Raw genomic sequence first — 6,000 nt, forward strand, 5'->3', positions numbered from 1 at the left:
GCCCGGGCGGGGTAGCGGTGCGGCGGATACTTAGAAGTTATCGCGGTCGCGGTTAGTCATGCTCAGCACATCGAGGTGCTTATCCAGCTCTTCCTCGGTGAGGTTTTCGCCATCGACAAAGCCCAAATCAATGACGGCCTGGCGAACAGTGATCTTCTCATGCAAGGCATGCTTGGCGGCCTTGGCCGCGTTCTCGTAACCAATAGCAGAGTTGAGCGGGGTCACGATGGAAGTGGAAGACTCCGCAAAGTGCTTCATGCGCTCCTCGTTGGCCTCGATGTGATCGATGCACTTATCGGCGAAGACGCGGGAGGCATTGGACAGCAGGCGAGCAGACTCGAGCACGTTGCGTGCCATCATCGGGATGAAGACATTGAGCTCGAAGTGGCCCTGGGCACCGCCGAAGGCGACTGCGGCGTCATTGCCCACCACCTGGCCGGCTACCATGGTGACGGCCTCCGGAATGACCGGGTTGACCTTACCCGGCATGATGGAAGAACCTGGCTGCAGGTCCTTCAGGTGAATCTCTGCCAGGCCGGTCAGTGGGCCAGAACCCATCATGCGGAGGTCATTAGCAATCTTATTAAGGGACACAGCAACCGCGCGCATGGCGCCGGAGAACTCCACCAAGCCATCGCGTGCGGCCTGTGCCTCAAAGTGGTTCTCTGCTTCCTTTAGTTCCGCAACACCGGTGAGCTTCTTGAGCTCTTCGGTGACCTTAGCGCCAAAGTCCGCAGAGGTATTCAGGCCGGTGCCGGTGGCGGTACCGCCGATGGCCAGCTCGCCCAAGCGTGGCAGGGTGGCCTCGATCCGCTCGATGCCCAGCTCAATCTGGCGGGCGTAGCCACCGAATTCTTGACCGAGGGTAACCGGGGTGGCGTCCATCAAGTGGGTACGGCCCGCCTTGACCACGTCGGCGAATTCCTTGGCCTTCTTGCTCAGGGACTCGTGCAGAACCTTCAAGCCCGGAATGAGGTCATTAACGGCGGCCTCAGTAGCGGCAACGTGGGTGGCGGTGGGGAAAGTGTCATTAGAGGACTGGCCCATATTCACGTGGTCATTCGGGTGAATCTCCACGCCATTCTGGTGTGCCAAGGAGGCGATAACCTCATTGGTATTCATATTGGACGAGGTGCCCGAACCAGTCTGGAAAACGTCGATAGGGAAAGCATCATTGTGCTTGCCCTCGGCGATTTCAGTAGCGGCGGCGATAATGGCATCGGCCTTGTCCGCGTCCAACTTGCCGGAATCCTTATTTACCTGAGCACAAGCTGCCTTAAGGAGGCCAAGTGCGCGAATCTGCGCATTTTCGAGGCCGCGGCCGGAAATAGGGAAGTTGTCCACTGCGCGCTGGGTCTGTGCTCGCCACAGGGCATCTGCAGGAACCTTTACTTCGCCCATGGTGTCATGTTCGATGCGGTATTCAGTCATGTGAAGATCACCTCAGTTAATTGGGTAGTGTGTGCTTTCCAGTATGGCGGAGATCTACCAGGAGGGCCGCCTTCGGGGGTGCCCCCTAGTTTTTGGTCGGGGTGGTGTAATCCACTACGGAATATTCCTGCAGCTTGGATAGCTTATGGATGGAGTCGATGTAGCGGATGGTGCCGGACTTGGAACGCATAACCAGTGAGCGGGTAGTAGCGCCGGAATTGCGGTAGGAAACACCGCGCAGCATGTCACCATTGGTCACGCCGGTGGCAGCGAAGTAGCAGTTTTCGGAGGAGACCAAGTCAGTGGTTTTAAGGACGCGGTCCAAATCGTGGCCTGCTGCGCGGGCCTTTTCTGCTTCCTCTTCATCCTTTGGCCACAGCTTGCCCTGGATTTCGCCGCCCATGCAGCGCATAGCGCAGGCGGTGATGATGCCTTCTGGGGTGCCGCCGATGCCCATCATCATGTCGATGGAATTGGAATCCTGGCAGGTGGCGATGGCGCCTGCAACGTCGCCATCCATAATGAGGCGCACCTTTGCGCCGGCGGCGCGAATTTCAGAGATGAGCTGCTCGTGGCGCGGGCGGTCAAGGACCACGACGGTCAGATCTTCCGGGCGGATATTCTTCGCCTTGGCCACGGAGTTGATGTTCCACTCCACTGACTCGTTGATGTCGATAGCGCCGACTGCTTCTGGGCCAACAGCAATCTTTTCCATGTAGAAGACTGCGGAAGGGTCATACATGGTTCCGCGCTCTGCGGCCGCGATGACGGAGATAGCGTTGGGGCGGCCTTCTGCCATCAAACGAGTTCCGTCAACGGGGTCCACGGCGATATCCATGGCGGCGCCCTCGCCGGTGCCTACCTCTTCGCCGTTAAATAGCATAGGGGCCTCATCCTTTTCGCCCTCACCAATGACAACGACGCCGTTCATTGCAACGGAGTTGATGAGCTTACGCATGGCGTCGACCGCCGCGCCATCGCCCTCATTCTTCTGGCCGCGGCCTACCCAACGGCCGGATGCGAGCGCTGCTGCCTCAGTGACACGGACCAGTTCCATCGCCAGGTTGCGGTCAGGAAGATAAGACGTATTTTCGGACATGTGTAGTGGTTGCCTTCCATAGTTTTCTCATCGAGGGGTGTTCCCCTTGATGCTCTACCTTTCCATTCTCGCACTTTTTTGCTCTAATGGGTCTGATTTTGCGCCCCATTTGTGGGGGATTCATCAAACTTTCGAGGGAGAAGGGGCCGTGTGGCTTTTTGGAAGCACACCGTGCGATACTAAGGCGCGTGGCTGCAGAAGAAAGACCAAAGATTTTTGAAGGCGCGAAGGATATCTCCCTGTCCCTCGCCGTCGTGGTGATCATGATGCTGCTGGCCGTTGGAGCGACCGGCCTATGCTCGATCAATTCCGAAACTCAACAGGGAGCGGTGCAGGAAGTGGATGAACAAACCTTCCTTGAAACCCAAGCTCGCGCAGGAATTGGCGCTATTCGCAATCCTGATATGCCAGAGGGCTGGGAGGCTAATGCTGCCCGCCGCGTTGATATGGGAGGAGAAAACGCCACCGTGGTCAGCTGGGTGACCGCTGACCAAGGGTTTGTGGAGTCTACTCAGACACAGGTGGCGGCCGATGATGCGGGTAAGGAATACGACGCCAACTACCGCGGCATCGAATCTGCCCGTGAGGTCAAAGGGCACCAAGTGCGGGTACTAGAAAGTGATGACGACTCCGTGCGCCGCCTGTGGGTGACAGATTTGGGCGACGCCCGCCTCATTATCTCCGGTGCCGCAGACGATAGCGATTTTGAGGCTGCTACCGCTGCGTTTATCGACGCCGCACCTATAGCCGAAAAATAACCTCGCCCAATCCTTCTGCCGCAGCGGTGGCGCTAAGACCGTCGCCGGCCTGGGCAATGACCTCTGCGAGGGATTTTTCATCTAAGCCGCTGAGGCGCGTCTTTCCCACAAAAACATCGATGCGCTCACGCTGGGAACGCTGCGGATAAATAGCGATTTCGCGTACCTTATCGCCTGTAAAGCGCAGCACCACGGATTGGGAAAAATAGCTTACCTCGTCATCATCGCGGGTATGCGCTGGACCAAAGAATTCCTCTACGAATTCCCGGGAGTCTCCCGCCATGATGGAACCGGCGGCCGCAGACTTCGACACAAAATCCACCCGCTCACCTGGATACCCATAAATCTGCACTACTCGTCTCCTTCTGCGTCTGCTGCTTCGGCCCTCTCGAGCGCTGCTTCAACGCGCTTTGCCGCGCCGTCGAGATGTGCCTCGCACGTACGGGCAAGGGCTTCGCCGCGTTCCCAATACTTCAGTGACTCATCCAAACCCATCTGCCCGAGCTCTAAGATCTTTACAGTTTCAATGAGTTCATCTCGGGCTTGCTCATAACTCAATTCTTCTACTGGGGTAAAAGCATCCTGGCCTGGCTGACCGGTGCCAATGGTGTCATCTGACATAATTTTCTCCTCGTTTGGTGGTTAATCGGCGGCCTGGGAGGCCATAGAAACAGCGGTAATAGATCCATCGCCCACGCGGATGCGCAGTTGCGCGCCGGGAGGGGATTGCTCATAAGAGGTGACAACTTCGGGGCCGGAGCCATCTTTGGGTACCACTTGGACGATGGAATACCCGCGGGCGAGAGTAGCTGAAGGTCCCAAAGCTGAAACGCGAGCACGCAGCGACTCCACGTGGCGGGTCTCGCGTTCTACCATGACCTCAATTTCCCGGCGCATGGTGGCACGAGTCCGCTCTATTTCCTCGCGGCGCGTACGAATGGGGGTCATGGGGTCTGCCATGACGGGCCGGGAACGAATATTGTCCAGACCGCGTCGCTCCCTTTCCACCCAGCCGCGCAAGGCGGCAGCCATCCGGGAGCGTGCCTCTGCGATAACGGCACGCTCCTCGGCCACGGAGGGGACGACGCGCTTTGCGGCGTCGGTAGGCGTGGCAGCGCGCAGATCCGCGACGTTATCGAGCACCGGGCTATCCGGCTCATGGCCGATGGCGGAGACCACCGGAGTGCCAGCAGCCGCGACCGCGCGTTGCAGCGCTTCTTCTGAGAAGGGAAGCAGGTCTTCTACAGAGCCACCACCGCGGGCGATGATGATGACGTCTACCTCTGGATCCGCATCTAGCTGCTGGAGGGCATCGATAACCTCTGGAACGGTATTCGCACCTTGAACCGCGGTATTGAGAACTCGGAATTGTACCGCTGGCCAGCGATCATGAGCTACCGCCATCACATCTCGCTCCGCGGCCGAACCGCGGCCGGTAATCAGCCCGATTTTGTGCGGTAGGTAAGGTAGTGGCCGCTTGCGAGCAGGATCAAAAAGTCCCTCTGTCGAAAGCTGCTGGCGCAATTTCTCAATGCGCGCGAGTAGATCACCTATGCCCACATGACGAATCTCCGTGGTCCACAGTGAAAAAGAACCGCGGCCGGCATAAAAAGCCGGCTTGCCATGGACAATGACGCGGTCGCCGTCTTTTAGCGGTGCTGACAATGACTGCAACATTGATGATGGGCAGGTCAGCTGCACGGACTTTTCCTGCTGTACATCACGCAGCGTGAGATAGGACAGCTTCCAGGTGGGTTTGAAATTAATTTGGGTTAATTGACCCTCTACCCACAGGTAGCCCAGGCGCTCGATCCAGCCCTTGACTTGGTCGTTGACTTTACCAACGGGCCAGGGAGTATCCGGAGTATTTGCCGGTTGATTCACACAGCCTCCCTTTCTTCAGTCTGCCGTATTCTTCCGCCTAGTTTAGGGGCCAGCGCAGATGATTGCCCCGCTCGGGGTAGCCGGAATGGTGGCGGTGAGCCCCACTATTGTTTTGGGTGCTGTTTCGATACTCTGGGAGCCATGACTGAAGGTAAAAATGTTCTCCTCGCGGCGCCGCGCGGATACTGCGCAGGCGTAGATCGCGCGGTTGAAACCGTAGAAAAGGCGCTGGAAAAGTACGGCGCGCCCATTTATGTACGCAAGCAAATCGTGCACAATCGCTACGTCGTAGAGTCTTTGGCAGAACGCGGCGTCATCTTTGTTGACGAGGCCTCTGAGGCCCCAGAAGGTGCCCACCTAGTCTTTTCCGCCCATGGTATTTCCCCGGCCGTTCGGGCAGAGGCAACGCAGCGCAAGCAACTAACGTTGGACGCCACGTGCCCATTGGTAACCAAGGTGCATAAGGAAGCCCAGCGCTTCCAGCGCGATGGCTATCACATCCTCTTGGTTGGCCACGAAGGACATGAGGAAGTGGAAGGAACCGCCGGCGAAGCACCGGAGGTTACCCACCTTGTGGATGGCGTCGAGGGCGTTGCTAAGCTGCCGGATTTCCTGCAGGACGAGAAGCTTATTTGGCTGTCCCAAACCACGCTCTCGGTGGATGAGACGATCACCATCGTCAATAAACTGCGCGAGCGTTTCCCGCATCTGGAAAATCCGCCTTCAGACGATATTTGCTACGCCACCCAAAACCGCCAAGAATCCGTCAAAGCCATTGCCCCCAAGTGCGACCTGATGATTGTGGTGGGGTCTAAAAACTCCTCTAAC

Annotated in this window: 7 protein-coding genes; 2 read left to right on the forward strand and 5 right to left on the reverse strand. The window is 57.8% G+C overall.

All coding sequences use genetic code 11. The features are described 5' to 3' along the window. Window positions 1–30: 30 nt before the first annotated feature. Together WMQ00_RS11610 and glpX are read right to left on the reverse strand one after the other, a co-directional pair. Window positions 31–1,431 carry a class II fumarate hydratase gene (locus WMQ00_RS11610; RefSeq protein ID WP_340441060.1) on the reverse strand — a complete coding sequence of 467 codons (1,401 nt, stop codon included), beginning with the start codon at window positions 1,429–1,431 and terminating at the stop codon, window positions 31–33. 85 nt (window positions 1,432–1,516) lie between these two features. Next, window positions 1,517–2,530 carry a class II fructose-bisphosphatase gene (gene glpX, locus WMQ00_RS11615; protein ID WP_023021881.1) on the reverse strand — a complete coding sequence of 338 codons (1,014 nt, stop codon included), beginning with the start codon at window positions 2,528–2,530 and terminating at the stop codon, window positions 1,517–1,519. 188 nt (window positions 2,531–2,718) lie between these two features. Here glpX and WMQ00_RS11620 point away from each other — a divergent pair, with 188 nt between their 5' ends. Continuing rightward, a complete protein-coding gene (locus WMQ00_RS11620; RefSeq protein WP_034656435.1) occupies window positions 2,719–3,288 on the forward strand; it encodes a DUF4245 domain-containing protein in 570 nt (189 codons plus the stop codon). On the opposite strand, the gene WMQ00_RS11625 is transcribed toward WMQ00_RS11620, so the two are convergent. Genes WMQ00_RS11625 through xseA form a run of 3 tightly spaced genes read right to left on the reverse strand, consistent with a single transcriptional unit; the run spans window position 3,272 to window position 5,172 of the window. After that, entirely contained in the window at window positions 3,272–3,640 is a 369-nt protein-coding gene (locus tag WMQ00_RS11625) for a hypothetical protein (RefSeq protein ID WP_340441061.1), read from the reverse strand. The two genes, WMQ00_RS11620 and WMQ00_RS11625, sit on opposite strands and share 17 nt — an antisense overlap. Then, window positions 3,640–3,909, reverse strand: coding sequence for an exodeoxyribonuclease VII small subunit (locus WMQ00_RS11630; RefSeq protein ID WP_340440246.1), 270 nt, complete (start codon window positions 3,907–3,909; stop codon window positions 3,640–3,642). Before WMQ00_RS11630 ends, WMQ00_RS11625 begins: the two co-directional genes overlap by 1 nt. A 21-nt stretch (window positions 3,910–3,930) precedes the next feature. Next, a complete protein-coding gene (gene xseA, locus WMQ00_RS11635; protein ID WP_301732723.1) occupies window positions 3,931–5,172 on the reverse strand; it encodes an exodeoxyribonuclease VII large subunit in 1,242 nt (413 codons plus the stop codon). Window positions 5,173–5,313: 141 nt separating this feature from the next. Here xseA and ispH point away from each other — a divergent pair. Beyond that, the coding region (gene ispH / locus WMQ00_RS11640; RefSeq protein ID WP_340441062.1) for a 4-hydroxy-3-methylbut-2-enyl diphosphate reductase at window positions 5,314–6,000 on the forward strand (687 nt) is incomplete at its 3' end.

Origin of the sequence: Corynebacterium sp. KPL2825 (genome assembly GCF_037908445.1) — a bacterium.
Taxonomy (GTDB): Bacteria; Actinomycetota; Actinomycetes; order Mycobacteriales; family Mycobacteriaceae; genus Corynebacterium; species Corynebacterium kefirresidentii.

Excerpts from the sequence above, each read along its gene's own strand:
- WMQ00_RS11610 (WP_340441060.1), bottom strand. The coding sequence starts at position 1,431 with ATGACTGAATACCGCATCGAACATGACACCATGGGCGAAGTAAAGGTT.
- WMQ00_RS11630 (WP_340440246.1), bottom strand. The coding sequence starts at position 3,909 with ATGTCAGATGACACCATTGGCACCGGTCAGCCAGGCCAGGATGCTTTT.
- glpX (WP_023021881.1), bottom strand. The coding sequence starts at position 2,530 with ATGTCCGAAAATACGTCTTATCTTCCTGACCGCAACCTGGCGATGGAA.